The organism is Oceanobacillus sp. FSL K6-0251, assembly GCF_038004725.1.
Classification (GTDB): Bacteria; Bacillota; Bacilli; order Bacillales; family Amphibacillaceae; genus Oceanobacillus; species Oceanobacillus oncorhynchi.
On record NZ_JBBORS010000001.1, the window covers coordinates 100,907 to 119,405 of the forward strand.

The 18,499-nt window shown below is 45.8% G+C and carries 8 protein-coding genes, 9 tRNA genes and 6 rRNA genes; all 23 read left to right on the forward strand.

Annotated features, from left to right (window positions below; genetic code table 11):
* Positions 1-116 precede the first annotated feature (116 nt).
* The 23 genes from folP to MKY45_RS00605 all read left to right on the forward strand — a co-directional run bounded on the left by folP (position 117) and on the right by MKY45_RS00605 (position 18,489).
* A complete protein-coding gene (folP, locus tag MKY45_RS00495; RefSeq protein ID WP_341172378.1) occupies positions 117-938 on the forward strand; it encodes a dihydropteroate synthase in 822 nt (273 codons plus the stop codon).
* A 48-nt stretch (positions 939-986) separates the two neighbouring features.
* A complete protein-coding gene (gene folB / locus MKY45_RS00500) occupies positions 987-1,352 on the forward strand; it encodes a dihydroneopterin aldolase (protein WP_193065218.1) in 366 nt (121 codons plus the stop codon).
* A complete protein-coding gene (gene folK, locus MKY45_RS00505) occupies positions 1,349-1,849 on the forward strand; it encodes a 2-amino-4-hydroxy-6-hydroxymethyldihydropteridine diphosphokinase (protein ID WP_193065219.1) in 501 nt (166 codons plus the stop codon). The genes folB and folK overlap by 4 nt, the downstream gene beginning before the upstream one ends.
* A gap of 117 nt (positions 1,850-1,966) precedes the next feature.
* Entirely contained in the window at positions 1,967-3,448 is a 1,482-nt protein-coding gene (lysS, locus tag MKY45_RS00510) for a lysine--tRNA ligase (RefSeq protein WP_193065220.1), read from the forward strand.
* 472 nt (positions 3,449-3,920) lie between these two features.
* Positions 3,921-5,484, forward strand: a 16S ribosomal RNA gene (locus MKY45_RS00515).
* A 197-nt stretch (positions 5,485-5,681) separates the two neighbouring features.
* Positions 5,682-8,603 (forward strand): 23S ribosomal RNA (locus tag MKY45_RS00520).
* Between the two features lie 141 nt (positions 8,604-8,744).
* Positions 8,745-8,860 (forward strand): 5S ribosomal RNA (gene rrf / locus MKY45_RS00525).
* Between the two features lie 11 nt (positions 8,861-8,871).
* Positions 8,872-8,947: transfer RNA gene (locus MKY45_RS00530), tRNA-Val, on the forward strand.
* Positions 8,948-8,951: 4 nt separating this feature from the next.
* Positions 8,952-9,027 (forward strand) — tRNA-Thr (locus MKY45_RS00535).
* Between the two features lie 15 nt (positions 9,028-9,042).
* A tRNA-Lys gene (locus MKY45_RS00540) sits at positions 9,043-9,118 on the forward strand.
* A gap of 3 nt (positions 9,119-9,121) precedes the next feature.
* Positions 9,122-9,206 (forward strand) — tRNA-Leu (locus MKY45_RS00545).
* A 25-nt stretch (positions 9,207-9,231) separates the two neighbouring features.
* Positions 9,232-9,306: transfer RNA gene (locus MKY45_RS00550), tRNA-Gly, on the forward strand.
* 7 nt (positions 9,307-9,313) lie between these two features.
* Positions 9,314-9,402 (forward strand) — tRNA-Leu (locus tag MKY45_RS00555).
* 3 nt (positions 9,403-9,405) lie between these two features.
* Positions 9,406-9,482 (forward strand) — tRNA-Arg (locus tag MKY45_RS00560).
* A gap of 1 nt (position 9,483) precedes the next feature.
* A tRNA-Pro gene (locus MKY45_RS00565) sits at positions 9,484-9,560 on the forward strand.
* Positions 9,561-9,587: 27 nt separating this feature from the next.
* Positions 9,588-9,660: transfer RNA gene (locus tag MKY45_RS00570), tRNA-Ala, on the forward strand.
* A gap of 195 nt (positions 9,661-9,855) precedes the next feature.
* Positions 9,856-11,419 (forward strand): 16S ribosomal RNA (locus MKY45_RS00575).
* A 197-nt stretch (positions 11,420-11,616) separates the two neighbouring features.
* Positions 11,617-14,538 (forward strand): 23S ribosomal RNA (locus MKY45_RS00580).
* 141 nt (positions 14,539-14,679) lie between these two features.
* A 5S ribosomal RNA gene (gene rrf / locus MKY45_RS00585) occupies positions 14,680-14,795 on the forward strand.
* The 16S, 23S and 5S rRNA genes sit together here with 9 tRNA genes alongside, the layout of an rRNA operon.
* A gap of 705 nt (positions 14,796-15,500) precedes the next feature.
* On the forward strand, positions 15,501-16,193 hold the full coding sequence (locus tag MKY45_RS00590; protein ID WP_042530717.1) for an MgtC/SapB family protein: 693 nt from the start codon (positions 15,501-15,503) through the stop codon (positions 16,191-16,193).
* Between the two features lie 182 nt (positions 16,194-16,375).
* Positions 16,376-16,843 carry a CtsR family transcriptional regulator gene (locus tag MKY45_RS00595; RefSeq protein WP_193064161.1) on the forward strand — a complete coding sequence of 156 codons (468 nt, stop codon included), beginning with the start codon at positions 16,376-16,378 and terminating at the stop codon, positions 16,841-16,843.
* 24 nt (positions 16,844-16,867) lie between these two features.
* A complete protein-coding gene (locus MKY45_RS00600) occupies positions 16,868-17,428 on the forward strand; it encodes a UvrB/UvrC motif-containing protein (protein ID WP_042530721.1) in 561 nt (186 codons plus the stop codon).
* Complete coding sequence (locus MKY45_RS00605) at positions 17,425-18,489, forward strand: protein arginine kinase (RefSeq protein WP_193064162.1); 1,065 nt, start codon at positions 17,425-17,427, stop codon at positions 18,487-18,489. The genes MKY45_RS00600 and MKY45_RS00605 overlap by 4 nt, the downstream gene beginning before the upstream one ends.
* The last annotated feature ends 10 nt before the right edge of the window (positions 18,490-18,499 follow it).

Genomic DNA, 18,499 nt, shown 5'->3' on the forward strand with positions numbered 1-18,499 from the left:
GAAGCTGGTTCCTTTTTTACGTTAATCTTTCTTAACCAGCGCTTTCCACTTTTGTTCTTTACCTTCTTAGGGTAGGATGTAGAATAGATATATTTTTAACAGAGAAGGGGCGGATAATGCAAGTGATGCAGGCAAAAGAGTTTCAATTAGATTTAAATAAACGGACGCATATTATGGGGATATTAAATGTGACGCCGGATTCCTTCTCGGACGGGGGACGATATACAGATATTGAAAAGGCGGCTGCCGCGGCGAAGAAAATGGAGAAAGAAGGGGCGGATATCATTGATATCGGCGGAGAATCCACCAGGCCGGGCCATACTCCTGTCAGTGCGGAAGAAGAAGCAGAGCGTATTATCCCGGTTATTGAAGCGTTAAAAAATGATTTGCAGATACCTATATCCGTGGATACATTTAAAGCATCTGTAGCAGAGCAAGCAGTAAAAGCCGGCGCTTCTATGATAAATGATATTTGGGGAGCAAAAAAAGAACCGGAAATTGCTGCGGTTGCTGCCCGTTATCAGGTGCCCATTATTCTTATGCATAATCGAACGGATATGGACTATGGGGACTTTATTTCGGATGTGAAAGCAGACTTAGAAGCAAGTGTTTCTATTGCTAAACAAGCCGGTGTAGAGGATAAACAGATTATTCTTGACCCAGGTATCGGCTTTGCAAAAACAATGGAGCAAAATCAATATATGATTAAAGAACTGCAAGAGCTGAATATATTTGGTTATCCGCTGCTTTTGGCAGCATCCCGTAAAAGATTTATTGGTGATATTTTAGATGTTCCTGCAAATCAAAGAGATATCGGGACGGCAGCAACGACAGTAATTGGAATTGCTAAAGGCGCCCGTATTGTTCGTGTACATGATGTAAAGGCGAACCTGGAAGCGGCAAAAGTAGCAGATGCGATTTATTATACGAATCTATAAGGGATAGGAATAGAGGAGAGAGCATGTTTAAAGAAAGGATGGACAAGGATGGACAAAATTATTCTAAAACGAATGCAGTTTTATGGATATCACGGGCTGTTACCTGAAGAAAATACGTTGGGGCAGCGTTTTTATGTGGATGCTGACCTGTACCTATCTTTAAAGAAGGCGGGACAGTCTGATGCAATGGAGGACTCCGTTCACTATGGGGAAGCATATGAAAAAATAAAGCATGTCGTAGAGGGGGAAAGGTTTCATTTGATTGAAGCGGTGGCAGAAGCAATTGCAGATGAGCTCTTTACTTCTTTTGAACAATTGGAGGCATGTTCCATCCGTCTAACAAAGCCGGATCCACCGATTCCGGGCTACTATGAATCGGTAGCTGTAGAAATTTATAGGGAGAGAACGAAATGAATCAAGCATTTATTGCTCTCGGAACAAATATTGAACCGAGAGAAGAACATCTGACGCAAGCATTAGACTTATTAGAGACAAATGAATATATCTCTATCCAAAAAAAATCTTCTATATATGAAACTGCGCCGGTTGGATACCAGGACCAGGCAGATTTTTTAAATATGGTATTAGCGCTTCAAACAAATTTATCATCCATGGATCTGCTTGAGGCTTGTCAGCAGATTGAAAAAGAACTCGGCAGAAAACGTGATATCCGATTCGGTCCGCGGACGATTGACCTTGACATTTTGACATTTAATTATGAAAATAGTACAGTAGAAAGATTGATTATACCGCATCCCCGCATGCATGAGCGGGCTTTTGTATTAATTCCATTAGCAGAAATCGCTCCGGGTTTTGTTGTACCTGTACAAAAGAAGACTGTAGAAGCCTATTTAGAAGAACTTCCAGAGAAGGATAAGGCGGACGTCAGACTGTGGAAGACAGAAATATAAAACGAAGCTTCATTCCGTGGGAGTTTCACGGGTGATTCTCCGTGATGATAAAGCAATAACTGTTTTAATGACAAGGTTAGAAGATATCATAATTAATTAAGAAGTGGAGTGGTAGAAGTGTCAGAAGAATTGAATGAACATATGCAGGTAAGACGTGACAAACTCACAGAATACATGGAAAAAGGATTGAATCCATTCGGTGAAAAATTTGAACGTACGCATTTAACAAACGATCTAGTTGAAAAATATGATCAATATTCTAAAGAAGAGCTGGAGGAAATTCCAGATGAAGTAACGATTGCAGGACGTTTAATGACAAAGCGCGGAAAAGGGAAAGCGGGATTCGCGCATCTTCAGGATTTAAGCGGACAAATTCAATTATATGTTCGTAAAGATGCAATTGGCGAAGAGGCATATGATGTATTTAAATCAGTGGACTTAGGTGATATTGTCGGTGTGACAGGGGTTATGTTTAAAACAAATGTTGGAGAATTATCTGTTAAAGCGAAAGAATTTCATCTATTAACCAAATCACTGCGCCCGCTGCCAGAAAAATATCATGGCTTAAAAGATATTGAACAGCGCTATCGTCAGCGTTATCTTGATTTAATCACTAATCCGGACAGCAGAGATACGTTCGTAGCCCGCAGTAAGATTATTCAATCCATGCGTGAATATTTAAATGCTCAAGGTTATTTAGAAGTAGAAACACCGATGATGCACAGTATTCCGGGCGGAGCATCTGCGCGTCCATTTATTACGCATCATAATGCGCTGGATGCTGAATTATATATGCGTATTGCAATCGAACTACATTTAAAACGCCTTATTGTCGGCGGGTTAGAAAAAGTATATGAGATAGGCCGTGTATTCCGTAACGAAGGGGTTTCCACAAGACATAACCCTGAATTTACAATGATTGAACTATATGAAGCATATGCGGATTATCATGATATTATGGATCTTACGGAAAACTTAATTGCACATATTGCAAAAGAAGTATATGGAAAAACGACGATTCAATATGGCGATGAGGAAGTAAACCTTGAGCCTAAATGGACAAGACTGCATATGGTAGATGCGATAAAAAAAGAGACAGGTGTAGACTTCTGGCAGCACTTATCGAATGATGAAGCACGTGCTTTAGCAAAGGAATATAACGTAGAAATTACAGATGCGATGACTTTCGGACATATTGTAAATGAATTCTTTGAGCAAAAGGTAGAGGAAACACTCATTCAACCTACATTTATTTTTGGACATCCTGTAGAAATTTCTCCTCTCGCTAAAAAGAACAAAGAGGATGAGCGTTTTACAGATCGTTTCGAGTTATTTATTGTAGGAAGAGAGCATGCTAATGCCTTTAGTGAGCTGAATGACCCGATTGACCAGCGCCAACGTTTTGAAGCGCAAGTGAAAGAAAGAGACCAAGGAAATGATGAAGCACATTATATGGATGAAGACTTTTTAGAAGCATTAGAATATGGTATGCCACCAACTGGCGGTTTAGGAATTGGAGTAGATCGTTTGGTGATGCTGTTAACAAATTCGCCTTCTATTCGGGACGTACTGTTATTCCCGCAAATGAAAAATCGTTAATTAACCATTATATTATTGTTGAAAGCACCGCTGGAAGGTTACTCTTCTGTCGGTGCTTTTGTATGTATACGTAAGGGAGTGAAAGAGAGGAAAACCTTTGAGAATAGTGATTTATTAAGGGGTTTTAAAACTGCTTCAATAAAATGAATTATAGAAATATTTAACTTGTACTATTTTATTTTAAAAAAGACTTGCTTTCGGTTTGGAATCATGATAAATTAATTATCGTTGCATAACGCAATGCGCATCACACAAACGATTCAACAGATTAACAACAAAATAAATTTTAAAAAGTTGTTGACAACGAATTGCAGATATGATAAATTAATAAAGTCGCCAATTTGAAACAGCGACAAACAAATTGCTCTTTGAAAACTGAACAAAACAACCAGTACGAAAGAAGAAAGACAACCTCGTTTTTCTTAAAAAATAAGTCAGAAGTTGACTTCTGAAAGCTAATGTTTCAAACACTTTTATGGAGAGTTTGATCTTGGCTCAGGACGAACGCTGGCGGCGTGCCTAATACATGCAAGTCGAGCGCGGGAAGCGAACGGAACTCTTCGGAGGGAAGTTCGTGGAACGAGCGGCGGACGGGTGAGTAACACGTAGGCAACCTGCCTGTAAGACTGGGATAACTCGCGGAAACGCGAGCTAATACCGGATAACACTTTCTATCACCTGATGGAAAGTTGAAAGGCGGCTTTTGCTGTCACTTACAGATGGGCCTGCGGCGCATTAGCTAGTTGGTGAGGTAACGGCTCACCAAGGCGACGATGCGTAGCCGACCTGAGAGGGTGATCGGCCACACTGGGACTGAGACACGGCCCAGACTCCTACGGGAGGCAGCAGTAGGGAATCTTCCGCAATGGACGAAAGTCTGACGGAGCAACGCCGCGTGAGTGATGAAGGTTTTCGGATCGTAAAACTCTGTTGTCAGGGAAGAACAAGTACGATAGTAACTGATCGTACCTTGACGGTACCTGACCAGAAAGCCACGGCTAACTACGTGCCAGCAGCCGCGGTAATACGTAGGTGGCAAGCGTTGTCCGGAATTATTGGGCGTAAAGCGCTCGCAGGCGGTTCTTTAAGTCTGATGTGAAATCTTGCGGCTCAACCGCAAACGTGCATTGGAAACTGGAGGACTTGAGTGCAGAAGAGGAGAGTGGAATTCCACGTGTAGCGGTGAAATGCGTAGAGATGTGGAGGAACACCAGTGGCGAAGGCGACTCTCTGGTCTGTAACTGACGCTGAGGAGCGAAAGCGTGGGGAGCGAACAGGATTAGATACCCTGGTAGTCCACGCCGTAAACGATGAGTGCTAGGTGTTAGGGGGTTTCCGCCCCTTAGTGCTGAAGTTAACGCATTAAGCACTCCGCCTGGGGAGTACGGCCGCAAGGCTGAAACTCAAAAGAATTGACGGGGACCCGCACAAGCGGTGGAGCATGTGGTTTAATTCGAAGCAACGCGAAGAACCTTACCAGGTCTTGACATCCTTTGACCGCTCTAGAGATAGAGTTTTCCCTTCGGGGACAAAGTGACAGGTGGTGCATGGTTGTCGTCAGCTCGTGTCGTGAGATGTTGGGTTAAGTCCCGCAACGAGCGCAACCCTTAATCTTAGTTGCCAGCATTTAGTTGGGCACTCTAAGGTGACTGCCGGTGACAAACCGGAGGAAGGTGGGGATGACGTCAAATCATCATGCCCCTTATGACCTGGGCTACACACGTGCTACAATGGACGGAACAAAGGGAAGCGAACCCGCGAGGTCCAGCAAATCCCATAAAACCGTTCTCAGTTCGGATTGCAGGCTGCAACTCGCCTGCATGAAGCCGGAATCGCTAGTAATCGCGGATCAGCATGCCGCGGTGAATACGTTCCCGGGTCTTGTACACACCGCCCGTCACACCACGAGAGTTCGTAACACCCGAAGTCGGTGAGGTAACACAGACGTGAGCCAGCCGCCGAAGGTGGGACGAATGATTGGGGTGAAGTCGTAACAAGGTAGCCGTATCGGAAGGTGCGGCTGGATCACCTCCTTTCTAAGGATATATAACGGAATTCGTACGTGGTTGTTTGGTTCAGTTTTGAGAGAGCAATTCTCTCAAAGGAAGTTTGTACCTTGAAAACTAAATAAGAGTAACAACGACATCAAACTTTAAAAATAAGGCAAAAAAGCTATTGATATAGCGACACAACTGATTACATTCTGTAATCAGCCATCTTATTCAAAAACTTTAGTTAAGTGAATAAGGGCGCACGGTGGATGCCTTGGCACTAGGAGCCGATGAAGGACGGGACTAACACCGATATGCCTCGGGGAGTTGTAAGTAAACATGATATCCGAGGATTTCCGAATGGGGGAACCCACTGTTCGTAATGGAACAGTACATCTATCTGAATACATAGGGTAGGTGAGGCAGACCCGGGGAACTGAAACATCTCAGTACCTGGAGGAAGAGAAAGAAACATCGATTTCCTGAGTAGCGGCGAGCGAAACGGAAAGAGCCCAAACCAAGAAGCTTGCTTCTTGGGGTTGTAGGACATTCCATTGGAGTGACAAAGAAATTCTTTAGATGAATCGACCTGGAAAGGTCAGCCAAAGAAGGTAACAGCCCTGTAATCGAAAAGGAATTTCCTCCGGAGTGTATCCTGAGTACGGCGGAACACGTGGAATTCCGTCGGAATCCGGGAGGACCATCTCCCAAGGCTAAATACTCCCTAGTGACCGATAGTGAACCAGTACCGTGAGGGAAAGGTGAAAAGCACCCCGGGAGGGGAGTGAAATAGAACCTGAAATCGTGTGCCTACAAGTAGTCGAAGCCCGTTAATGGGTGACGGCGTACCTTTTGTAGAATGGACCGGCGAGTTACGATCGTATGCAAGGTTAAGTGGAAGACACGGAGCCGTAGCGAAAGCGAGTCTGAACAGGGCGAATGAGTATGCGGTCGTAGACCCGAAACTGTGTGATCTACCCATGTCCAGGGTGAAGGTCAGGTAACACTGACTGGAGGCCCGAACCCACGTATGTTGAAAAATGCGGGGATGAGGTGTGGGTAGCGGTGAAATTCCAATCGAACACAGAGATAGCTGGTTCTCTCCGAAATAGCTTTAGGGCTAGCCTCAAGATAGAGAGTACTGGAGGTAGAGCACTGATTGGACTAGGGGCCCCTACCGGGTTACCGAATTCAGTCAAACTCCGAATGCCAGTTACTTACGCTTGGGAGTCAGACTATGGGTGATAAGGTTCATAGTCGAAAGGGAAACAGCCCAGACCGCCAGCTAAGGTCCCAAAGTATACGTTAAGTGGAAAAGGATGTGGCGTTGCACAGACAACCAGGATGTTGGCTTAGAAGCAGCCATCATTGAAAGAGTGCGTAATAGCTCACTGGTCGAGTGACGCTGCGCCGAAAATGTACCGGGGCTAAACGTATCACCGAAGCTGCGGATTGTTCTTACGAACAATGGTAGGAGAGCGTTCAAAGTGCTGCGAAGTCAGACCGTGAGGACTGGTGGAGCGCTTTGAAGTGAGAATGCCGGTATGAGTAGCGAAAAAAGAGTGAGAATCTCTTTCACCGAATGCCTAAGGTTTCCTGAGGAAGGCTCGTCCTCTCAGGGTTAGTCGGGACCTAAGCCGAGGCCGACAGGCGTAGGCGATGGACAACAGGTTGATATTCCTGTACCACCTCATGATTGTTTGAGCAATGGGGGGACGCAGGAGGATAAGGAGTGCGCACCGATGGATGTGCGTCCAAGCATGCGAGGAAGTCAGATAGGCAAATCCGTCTGACATGATTCTGAGCTGTGACGGGGAGGGAAATAGAGTACCGAAGTTCCTGATTTCACACTGCCAAGAAAAGCCTCTAGTTAGATTATAGGTGCCCGTACCGCAAACCGACACAGGTAGGCGAGGAGAGAATCCTAAGGTGAGCGGGAGAACTCTCGTTAAGGAACTCGGCAAAATGACCCCGTAACTTCGGGAGAAGGGGTGCTCACTTGTGAGTGAGCCGCAGTGAATAGGCCCAAGCGACTGTTTAGCAAAAACACAGGTCTCTGCGAAGCCGAAAGGCGAAGTATAGGGGCTGACACCTGCCCGGTGCTGGAAGGTTAAGGGGAAGAGTTAGCTCTTCGGAGCGAAGCTTTGAACCGAAGCCCCAGTAAACGGCGGCCGTAACTATAACGGTCCTAAGGTAGCGAAATTCCTTGTCGGGTAAGTTCCGACCCGCACGAAAGGTGCAACGACTTGGGCACTGTCTCAACGAGAGACCCGGTGAAATTATACTATGCGTGAAGATGCGCATTACCCGCGACAGGACGGAAAGACCCCGTGGAGCTTTACTGTAGCCTGATATGGAATGTTTGTGCAGTTTGTACAGGATAGGTGGGAGCCTTTGAAGCGTGAGCGCCAGCTTACGTGGAGGCATCCGTGGGATACCACCCTAACTGTATGACCATTCTAACCCAGGACCGTAATCCGGTTCGGAGACAGTGTCAGGCGGGCAGTTTGACTGGGGCGGTCGCCTCCTAAAAGGTAACGGAGGCGCCCAAAGGTTCCCTCAGAATGGTTGGAAATCATTCGAAGAGTGTAAAGGCAGAAGGGAGCTTGACTGCGAGACCTACAAGTCGAGCAGGGACGAAAGTCGGGCTTAGTGATCCGGTGGTTCCGCATGGAAGGGCCATCGCTCAACGGATAAAAGCTACCCCGGGGATAACAGGCTTATCTCCCCCAAGAGTTCACATCGACGGGGAGGTTTGGCACCTCGATGTCGGCTCATCGCATCCTGGGGCTGTAGTCGGTCCCAAGGGTTGGGCTGTTCGCCCATTAAAGCGGTACGCGAGCTGGGTTCAGAACGTCGTGAGACAGTTCGGTCCCTATCCGTCGTGGGCGTTGGAAGTTTGAGAGGAGCTGTCCTTAGTACGAGAGGACCGGGATGGACACACCGCTGGTGTACCAGTTGTTCCGCCAGGAGCATAGCTGGGTAGCTACGTGTGGTAAGGATAAGTGCTGAAAGCATCTAAGCATGAAGCCCCCCTCAAGATGAAACTTCCCATCACTTGAAGTGAGTAAAATCCCTCAGAGACGATGAGGTTGATAGGTCCGAGGTGGAAGCGTGGCGACACGTGCAGCTGACGGATACTAATCGATTGAGGACTTATCTAAGTTTTTTCATGTCACGTTACTCTTATTTAGTTTTCAGGGTGCAAATTCTTGAAAAAAAGTGTTGCATTTTTATTCTAAAATGCATATAATATAACTTGTCCTTGTTTTTCAGGAAACATCTTCAAGTTACATATTTTATTGTCTGGTGGCGAGAGCGAAGAGGTCACACCTGTTCCCATGCCGAACACAGAAGTTAAGTTCTTCAGCGCCAATGGTAGTTGGGCGCTTCCCCCTGCGAGAGTAGGACGTTGCCAGGCTTTATCAATCCGGAGGATTAGCTCAGCTGGGAGAGCACCTGCCTTACAAGCAGGGGGTCGCAGGTTCGAGCCCTGCATCCTCCACCATTACGCCGGCCTAGCTCAACTGGTAGAGCAACTGACTTGTAATCAGTAGGTTGGGGGTTCAAGTCCTCTGGCCGGCACCATTTTCCTTTTTGCAGGAGCCATTAGCTCAGTCGGTAGAGCATCTGACTTTTAATCAGAGGGTCGAAGGTTCGAATCCTTCATGGCTCACCATTTGCGGGTGTGGCGGAATTGGCAGACGCGCTAGACTTAGGATCTAGTGCCTTCGGGCGTGGGGGTTCAAGTCCCTCCACCCGCACCACTATTTTTAATTTAAAAAGCAATATGCGGAAGTAGTTCAGTGGTAGAACACCACCTTGCCAAGGTGGGGGTCGCGGGTTCGAATCCCGTCTTCCGCTCCAAAATATTGCCGGGGTGGCGGAACTGGCAGACGCACAGGACTTAAAATCCTGCGGTAAGTGATTACCGTACCGGTTCGATTCCGGTCCTCGGCACCATAAGCGCCTGTAGCTCAATTGGATAGAGCGTTTGACTACGGATCAAGAGGTTAGGGGTTCGACTCCTCTCAGGCGCGCCATCGGGAAGTAGCTCAGCTTGGTAGAGCACTTGGTTTGGGACCAAGGGGTCGCAGGTTCGAATCCTGTCTTCCCGACCATTAAATAAATATAACTGATTTATCTACGGGGCCTTAGCTCAGCTGGGAGAGCGCCTGCCTTGCACGCAGGAGGTCAGCGGTTCGATCCCGCTAGGCTCCACTCAACAATTTATTTAAAAAGTTGTTGACAATGTCTTACAAACATGATATGTTATATCTTGTCGCTAAAAACGACAGAAACAAATTGCTCTTTGAAAACTGAACAAAACAACCAGTACGAAAGAAGAAAGACAACCTCGTTTTTCTTAAAAAATAAGTCAGAAGTTGACTTCTGAAAGCTAATGTTTCAAACACTTTTATGGAGAGTTTGATCTTGGCTCAGGACGAACGCTGGCGGCGTGCCTAATACATGCAAGTCGAGCGCGGGAAGCGAACGGAACTCTTCGGAGGGAAGTTCGTGGAACGAGCGGCGGACGGGTGAGTAACACGTAGGCAACCTGCCTGTAAGACTGGGATAACTCGCGGAAACGCGAGCTAATACCGGATAACACTTTCTATCACCTGATAGAAAGTTGAAAGGCGGCTTTTGCTGTCACTTACAGATGGGCCTGCGGCGCATTAGCTAGTTGGTGAGGTAACGGCTCACCAAGGCGACGATGCGTAGCCGACCTGAGAGGGTGATCGGCCACACTGGGACTGAGACACGGCCCAGACTCCTACGGGAGGCAGCAGTAGGGAATCTTCCGCAATGGACGAAAGTCTGACGGAGCAACGCCGCGTGAGTGATGAAGGTTTTCGGATCGTAAAACTCTGTTGTCAGGGAAGAACAAGTACGATAGTAACTGATCGTACCTTGACGGTACCTGACCAGAAAGCCACGGCTAACTACGTGCCAGCAGCCGCGGTAATACGTAGGTGGCAAGCGTTGTCCGGAATTATTGGGCGTAAAGCGCTCGCAGGCGGTTCTTTAAGTCTGATGTGAAATCTTGCGGCTCAACCGCAAACGTGCATTGGAAACTGGAGGACTTGAGTGCAGAAGAGGAGAGTGGAATTCCACGTGTAGCGGTGAAATGCGTAGAGATGTGGAGGAACACCAGTGGCGAAGGCGACTCTCTGGTCTGTAACTGACGCTGAGGAGCGAAAGCGTGGGGAGCGAACAGGATTAGATACCCTGGTAGTCCACGCCGTAAACGATGAGTGCTAGGTGTTAGGGGGTTTCCGCCCCTTAGTGCTGAAGTTAACGCATTAAGCACTCCGCCTGGGGAGTACGGCCGCAAGGCTGAAACTCAAAAGAATTGACGGGGACCCGCACAAGCGGTGGAGCATGTGGTTTAATTCGAAGCAACGCGAAGAACCTTACCAGGTCTTGACATCCTTTGACCGCTCTAGAGATAGAGTTTTCCCTTCGGGGACAAAGTGACAGGTGGTGCATGGTTGTCGTCAGCTCGTGTCGTGAGATGTTGGGTTAAGTCCCGCAACGAGCGCAACCCTTAATCTTAGTTGCCAGCATTCAGTTGGGCACTCTAAGGTGACTGCCGGTGACAAACCGGAGGAAGGTGGGGATGACGTCAAATCATCATGCCCCTTATGACCTGGGCTACACACGTGCTACAATGGACGGAACAAAGGGAAGCGAACCCGCGAGGTCCAGCAAATCCCATAAAACCGTTCTCAGTTCGGATTGCAGGCTGCAACTCGCCTGCATGAAGCCGGAATCGCTAGTAATCGCGGATCAGCATGCCGCGGTGAATACGTTCCCGGGTCTTGTACACACCGCCCGTCACACCACGAGAGTTCGTAACACCCGAAGTCGGTGAGGTAACACAGACGTGAGCCAGCCGCCGAAGGTGGGACGAATGATTGGGGTGAAGTCGTAACAAGGTAGCCGTATCGGAAGGTGCGGCTGGATCACCTCCTTTCTAAGGATATATAACGGAATTCGTACGTGGTTGTTTGGTTCAGTTTTGAGAGAGCAATTCTCTCAAAGGAAGTTTGTACCTTGAAAACTAAATAAGAGTAACAACGACATCAAACTTTAAAAATAAGGCAAAAAAGCTATTGATATAGCGACACAACTGATTACATTCTGTAATCAGCCATCTTATTCAAAAACTTTAGTTAAGTGAATAAGGGCGCACGGTGGATGCCTTGGCACTAGGAGCCGATGAAGGACGGGACTAACACCGATATGCCTCGGGGAGTTGTAAGTAAACATGATATCCGAGGATTTCCGAATGGGGGAACCCACTGTTCGTAATGGAACAGTACATCTATCTGAATACATAGGGTAGGTGAGGCAGACCCGGGGAACTGAAACATCTCAGTACCTGGAGGAAGAGAAAGAAACATCGATTTCCTGAGTAGCGGCGAGCGAAACGGAAAGAGCCCAAACCAAGAAGCTTGCTTCTTGGGGTTGTAGGACATTCCATTGGAGTGACAAAGAAATTCTTTAGATGAATCGACCTGGAAAGGTCAGCCAAAGAAGGTAACAGCCCTGTAATCGAAAAGGAATTTCCTCCGGAGTGTATCCTGAGTACGGCGGAACACGTGGAATTCCGTCGGAATCCGGGAGGACCATCTCCCAAGGCTAAATACTCCCTAGTGACCGATAGTGAACCAGTACCGTGAGGGAAAGGTGAAAAGCACCCCGGGAGGGGAGTGAAATAGAACCTGAAATCGTGTGCCTACAAGTAGTCGAAGCCCGTTAATGGGTGACGGCGTACCTTTTGTAGAATGGACCGGCGAGTTACGATCGTATGCAAGGTTAAGTGGAAGACACGGAGCCGTAGCGAAAGCGAGTCTGAACAGGGCGAATGAGTATGCGGTCGTAGACCCGAAACTGTGTGATCTACCCATGTCCAGGGTGAAGGTCAGGTAACACTGACTGGAGGCCCGAACCCACGTATGTTGAAAAATGCGGGGATGAGGTGTGGGTAGCGGTGAAATTCCAATCGAACACAGAGATAGCTGGTTCTCTCCGAAATAGCTTTAGGGCTAGCCTCAAGATAGAGAGTACTGGAGGTAGAGCACTGATTGGACTAGGGGCCCCTACCGGGTTACCGAATTCAGTCAAACTCCGAATGCCAGTTACTTACGCTTGGGAGTCAGACTATGGGTGATAAGGTTCATAGTCGAAAGGGAAACAGCCCAGACCGCCAGCTAAGGTCCCAAAGTATACGTTAAGTGGAAAAGGATGTGGCGTTGCACAGACAACCAGGATGTTGGCTTAGAAGCAGCCATCATTGAAAGAGTGCGTAATAGCTCACTGGTCGAGTGACGCTGCGCCGAAAATGTACCGGGGCTAAACGTATCACCGAAGCTGCGGATTGTTCTTACGAACAATGGTAGGAGAGCGTTCAAAGTGCTGCGAAGTCAGACCGTGAGGACTGGTGGAGCGCTTTGAAGTGAGAATGCCGGTATGAGTAGCGAAAAAAGAGTGAGAATCTCTTTCACCGAATGCCTAAGGTTTCCTGAGGAAGGCTCGTCCTCTCAGGGTTAGTCGGGACCTAAGCCGAGGCCGACAGGCGTAGGCGATGGACAACAGGTTGATATTCCTGTACCACCTCATGATTGTTTGAGCAATGGGGGGACGCAGGAGGATAAGGAGTGCGCACCGATGGATGTGCGTCCAAGCATGCGAGGAAGTCAGATAGGCAAATCCGTCTGACATGATTCTGAGCTGTGACGGGGAGGGAAATAGAGTACCGAAGTTCCTGATTTCACACTGCCAAGAAAAGCCTCTAGTTAGATTATAGGTGCCCGTACCGCAAACCGACACAGGTAGGCGAGGAGAGAATCCTAAGGTGAGCGGGAGAACTCTCGTTAAGGAACTCGGCAAAATGACCCCGTAACTTCGGGAGAAGGGGTGCTCACTTGTGAGTGAGCCGCAGTGAATAGGCCCAAGCGACTGTTTAGCAAAAACACAGGTCTCTGCGAAGCCGAAAGGCGAAGTATAGGGGCTGACACCTGCCCGGTGCTGGAAGGTTAAGGGGAAGAGTTAGCTCTTCGGAGCGAAGCTTTGAACCGAAGCCCCAGTAAACGGCGGCCGTAACTATAACGGTCCTAAGGTAGCGAAATTCCTTGTCGGGTAAGTTCCGACCCGCACGAAAGGTGCAACGACTTGGGCACTGTCTCAACGAGAGACCCGGTGAAATTATACTATGCGTGAAGATGCGCATTACCCGCGACAGGACGGAAAGACCCCGTGGAGCTTTACTGTAGCCTGATATGGAATGTTTGTGCAGTTTGTACAGGATAGGTGGGAGCCTTTGAAGCGTGAGCGCCAGCTTACGTGGAGGCATCCGTGGGATACCACCCTAACTGTATGACCATTCTAACCCAGGACCGTAATCCGGTTCGGAGACAGTGTCAGGCGGGCAGTTTGACTGGGGCGGTCGCCTCCTAAAAGGTAACGGAGGCGCCCAAAGGTTCCCTCAGAATGGTTGGAAATCATTCGAAGAGTGTAAAGGCAGAAGGGAGCTTGACTGCGAGACCTACAAGTCGAGCAGGGACGAAAGTCGGGCTTAGTGATCCGGTGGTTCCGCATGGAAGGGCCATCGCTCAACGGATAAAAGCTACCCCGGGGATAACAGGCTTATCTCCCCCAAGAGTTCACATCGACGGGGAGGTTTGGCACCTCGATGTCGGCTCATCGCATCCTGGGGCTGTAGTCGGTCCCAAGGGTTGGGCTGTTCGCCCATTAAAGCGGTACGCGAGCTGGGTTCAGAACGTCGTGAGACAGTTCGGTCCCTATCCGTCGTGGGCGTTGGAAGTTTGAGAGGAGCTGTCCTTAGTACGAGAGGACCGGGATGGACACACCGCTGGTGTACCAGTTGTTCCGCCAGGAGCATAGCTGGGTAGCTACGTGTGGTAAGGATAAGTGCTGAAAGCATCTAAGCATGAAGCCCCCCTCAAGATGAAACTTCCCATCACTTGAAGTGAGTAAAATCCCTCAGAGACGATGAGGTTGATAGGTCCGAGGTGGAAGCGTGGCGACACGTGCAGCTGACGGATACTAATCGATTGAGGACTTATCTAAGTTTTTTCATGTCACGTTACTCTTATTTAGTTTTCAGGGTGCAAATTCTTGAAAAAAAGTGTTGCATTTTTATTCTAAAATGCATATAATATAACTTGTCCTTGTTTTTCAGGAAACATCTTCAAGTTACATATTTTATTGTCTGGTGGCGAGAGCGAAGAGGTCACACCTGTTCCCATGCCGAACACAGAAGTTAAGTTCTTCAGCGCCAATGGTAGTTGGGGGCTTCCCCCTGCGAGAGTAGGACGTTGCCAGGCATATTGAAAAAGAGTTAAGCATCATGCTTAGCTCTTTTTTTGCATATTTTTAGGAGAAATGCCGTTTTATGTCATCTGAATCTGTTCATAGTAGGTACGATGACAAAATATACAAATGTTACGTTTTTTCCACCATAAAATAGGATTTATTGTCGTAAAGGCGGATCCTTGAATGAATGCTTTGCCAGTGATAGCCATCCATGGGTTTGGTTTTTCCTCGACAAAATAGATATTTCTACATACGCCGTTTTGTGAATAACCCCGCAACGAAATGACTTTCTTCTCTGATTCCCTGCGTTTTCGCTTCACATAGACACCTTTTATTCCTAAATAACACCGTGGCAAATGAAGTGTATTTTTTTGTCTTCACTCTATCTATGATTGAAAACAAGAGGATGTGCCACACTTAGTATAGAGGCAAAAAATGTTTCATTGCTGATACGGCTCGTCTAATGGGTTTTTGCTTGTTTATCTTCAAATATCCTTTCTTTGGTATTTATTTCTGGAAGATAAATCAATTTACTGCTAAAGTAAAAATACACTTATTGCAATGAATACTTCTATTTAAATAGTTTAAAATTAATTTTCATGATAGTTGGTATGGAAAGACCCCCGCTGAATAAAGTTTTATTTTATAAAATGAAATGATAGCCTATACATATAAATAAACTGTAAAATATATAAAACAATAAGGGGGTGCAGGGAATGGAGTTAGAACAATTTATCGGTGATGATTTCGGAGTTATCGTGTTACGTTTGTTTATTGCTTTGCTGTTATCCGGTTTAATTGGTTTTGAGAGAGAAATTAATAATCATTCAGCCGGGTTTCGTACGCATATACTGGTAGGAGTAGGCTCTTGTTTGATGATGATTTTATCGATTTTTGGTTTTATTACATTTATGAATCAATACGATAACATTCAATTTGACCCTGCTCGTATCCCTTCTTATGTAATTAGCGGTATCGGTTTTCTTGGGGCTGGTACCATTATTGTATATGGAGGAACCATCAAAGGATTAACAACAGCTGCTTCTATATGGGCTGTAGCAGGAATAGGATTAGTGATTGGAGCCGGCATGTATAGTGTTGCTATTGTAACGACACTTATTATCCTTATCAGTTTAATATTTTTTAACCGGATGGAGCATTTTTTCCCTCGGTTTACAACCAGTAATTTTATTGAATTGATTGCTTCAGAGGAATTTGAAATACATGAAGCTGTAAAATCAGTGGAAAAGAACGGTTTTACGATAAAGCAGGTTGAGATAAAGCTGTTAGAAGGTAACAGGCGCAGAATTCATATATGGACAAATATGAAAAAGGATAATAAGTTAATTTATTTATTTGATGAAATATCGAAGCTTCCGGGAGTGGTTAATATAACAAAGCGAAATTAAAACATAAATATTTTCATAGATTTTTATAATTATGTTTTGTTTTTTGGCCTGTTTGTCCAAAATAGAAATATCATCCATTTGCAACTGTGGCAATTTCTTATTATAATAAAACCATAGTCAAAGTTAGTCAAAGTCAAAAGGAATAATTTATCAAATAAATTATTTGATTTGAGGTGCGAAGGATGAGTAACATTTCAGATATCATTGAACAATATTTGAAAAAAGTATTACAGTCAGAAGAACAACAAGCGATTGAGATTAAAAGGAGTGAAATTGCAGATCAGTTTCAATGTGTACCTTCTCAAATAAATTATGTTATTAATACGCGTTTTACCATTGAGAAAGGGTATATCGTAGAAAGTAAACGCGGCGGTGGCGGCTATATTCGTATTATGCGCATACGGCATCAGGATAAATCGGAATTGATTGATGAGATTATTTATTTAATCGGTGATTCGATTCCGCAGCGTGCTGCTATAGATATTTTAGATCGGCTTTTAGAGGAGGAGCTGATTACAGCACGTGAAGCAAAGCTGATATTGGCAAGTATTGATCGAACAACGTTAGCTTTTCAATTGCCGCTAAGAGATGAATTGCGTGCACGTATTCTTAAATCTGCATTAACTGCACTCAAGTATCTGAACGATTAATTACCTGAAGGGGGGAGGAATCGTATGGAATGCCAAGAATGCCATGAAAGAAAGGCTACCCTGCATTTTAAGCACATTATAAACGGTCAGGAGACGAAAGTGAGCCTTTGTGAAGTATGTGCAAAGAAAAAAGGTTATTTGACCTATCCGGAGGAAGGATTCTCATTAAATGACCTTTTATCTGGGCTTTTTCAAAAAGATGGAATACCTTTGAACGCTGCAGGGACAGCAAATTCCAATCAGCCTAAACAGCCGCAGGAGCTGAAATGTTCTTCTTGCGGGAGAACTTTTAGTGAATTTAAAAAAGCAGGGAAATTTGGATGTGCAAATTGTTATGCGTCCTTTGACTCCAAGGTAGAGCCTATTTTACGGCGTGTGCATGCTGGGAATACCAAACATACTGGCAGGATTCCAAAGCGTGCCGGGAAGTATATTCAGCAAAAGCAATTAATATCCTCCCACAAAGAGGAATTAAAACAGCTGATTGAAGATGAAGAATTTGAAAAAGCAGCAGTTCTGCGCGATAAAATCAGAGAGCTGGAAAAAGCGAATCATCAAGATAAGGAAGCGGGTGATAACACGTGACATTAGAATCATTTATCAATGAAGCGATTAGCCCGTGGATGCTGGAGGACGGTCCGGATAAAGACATTGTAATGAGCAGCCGTGTCCGTCTGGCCCGCAACTTTGCGGATAAATTGTACCCGACATCCGGTAATAAGGAAGCGTTGGAAGAGGTACTGCAATTTATAAAGAAAAATTATATAAAGGAAGAGGATACGGAGCAGGATTCACTAACTTTTATACCAATGAAGCAATTAAATATGATTGAAAAACTTGTTCTGGTGGAAAAACACTTAATAAGTCCACATTTAATCAAACATAGTGATTATGCTGCAGTGTTATTATCCGAACAGGAGCAGACCTCCATTATGGTAAATGAAGAGGATCATTTGCGTATTCAGGTGTATTATCCTGGACTTCAGCTGAAAAAAGCTTTAGAGGAAGCGTACTACTTAGATGATTGGCTGGAGGAAGAAGCCGACTATGCATTTGATGAAACAAAAGGTTATCTGACCAGCTGCCCTACCAATATTGGAACAGGCATGCGGGCTTCGATTATGATGCATTTGCCTGCGCTTGTACTGACAAAGCAAATCAACCGGCTTATTCCTGCAATTAATCAATTGGGACTGGTTGTCAGAGGGATATATGGTGAAGGCAGTGAGGCAAGAGGGAATATTTTTCAAATATCGAATCAGATTACACTGGGCAAGTCCGAAGAGGATATTGTGGAAGACCTGGAGAGTATTGTTAATCAGCTTGTGGAGCACGAACGGATGGCGCGGCAGTATATTTACGAGCAATCTGAGATTAGCTTGGAGGATCGTGTCTTCCGTTCCTATGGCACGTTAAAAAATAGCAGAATCATTGATTCGAAGGAGGCTGCTACCTGTATTTCTAATTTGCGTTTGGGAATTGATTTAGGCATAATAGAAAACATTTCCGAGAATATATTAAATGAACTGATGGTTTTAACACAGCCTGGATTCTTGCAGCACTATGCGAATAAAGCACTTCGTTCAGATGAACGTGATATCCGCAGGGCTTCAATTATTCGTGAAAGATTAAATTTGAAAAAATAGGAGGAAAAAA

Coding starts and splice junctions, on each gene's coding strand:
- MKY45_RS00590 (WP_042530717.1), top strand. CDS start 15,501: ATGGAGTTAGAACAATTTATCGGTGATGATTTCGGAGTTATCGTGTTA.
- folK (WP_193065219.1), top strand. CDS start 1,349: ATGAATCAAGCATTTATTGCTCTCGGAACAAATATTGAACCGAGAGAA.
- MKY45_RS00595 (WP_193064161.1), top strand. CDS start 16,376: ATGAGTAACATTTCAGATATCATTGAACAATATTTGAAAAAAGTATTA.
- MKY45_RS00600 (WP_042530721.1), top strand. CDS start 16,868: ATGGAATGCCAAGAATGCCATGAAAGAAAGGCTACCCTGCATTTTAAG.
- folP (WP_341172378.1), top strand. CDS start 117: ATGCAAGTGATGCAGGCAAAAGAGTTTCAATTAGATTTAAATAAACGG.
- folB (WP_193065218.1), top strand. CDS start 987: ATGGACAAAATTATTCTAAAACGAATGCAGTTTTATGGATATCACGGG.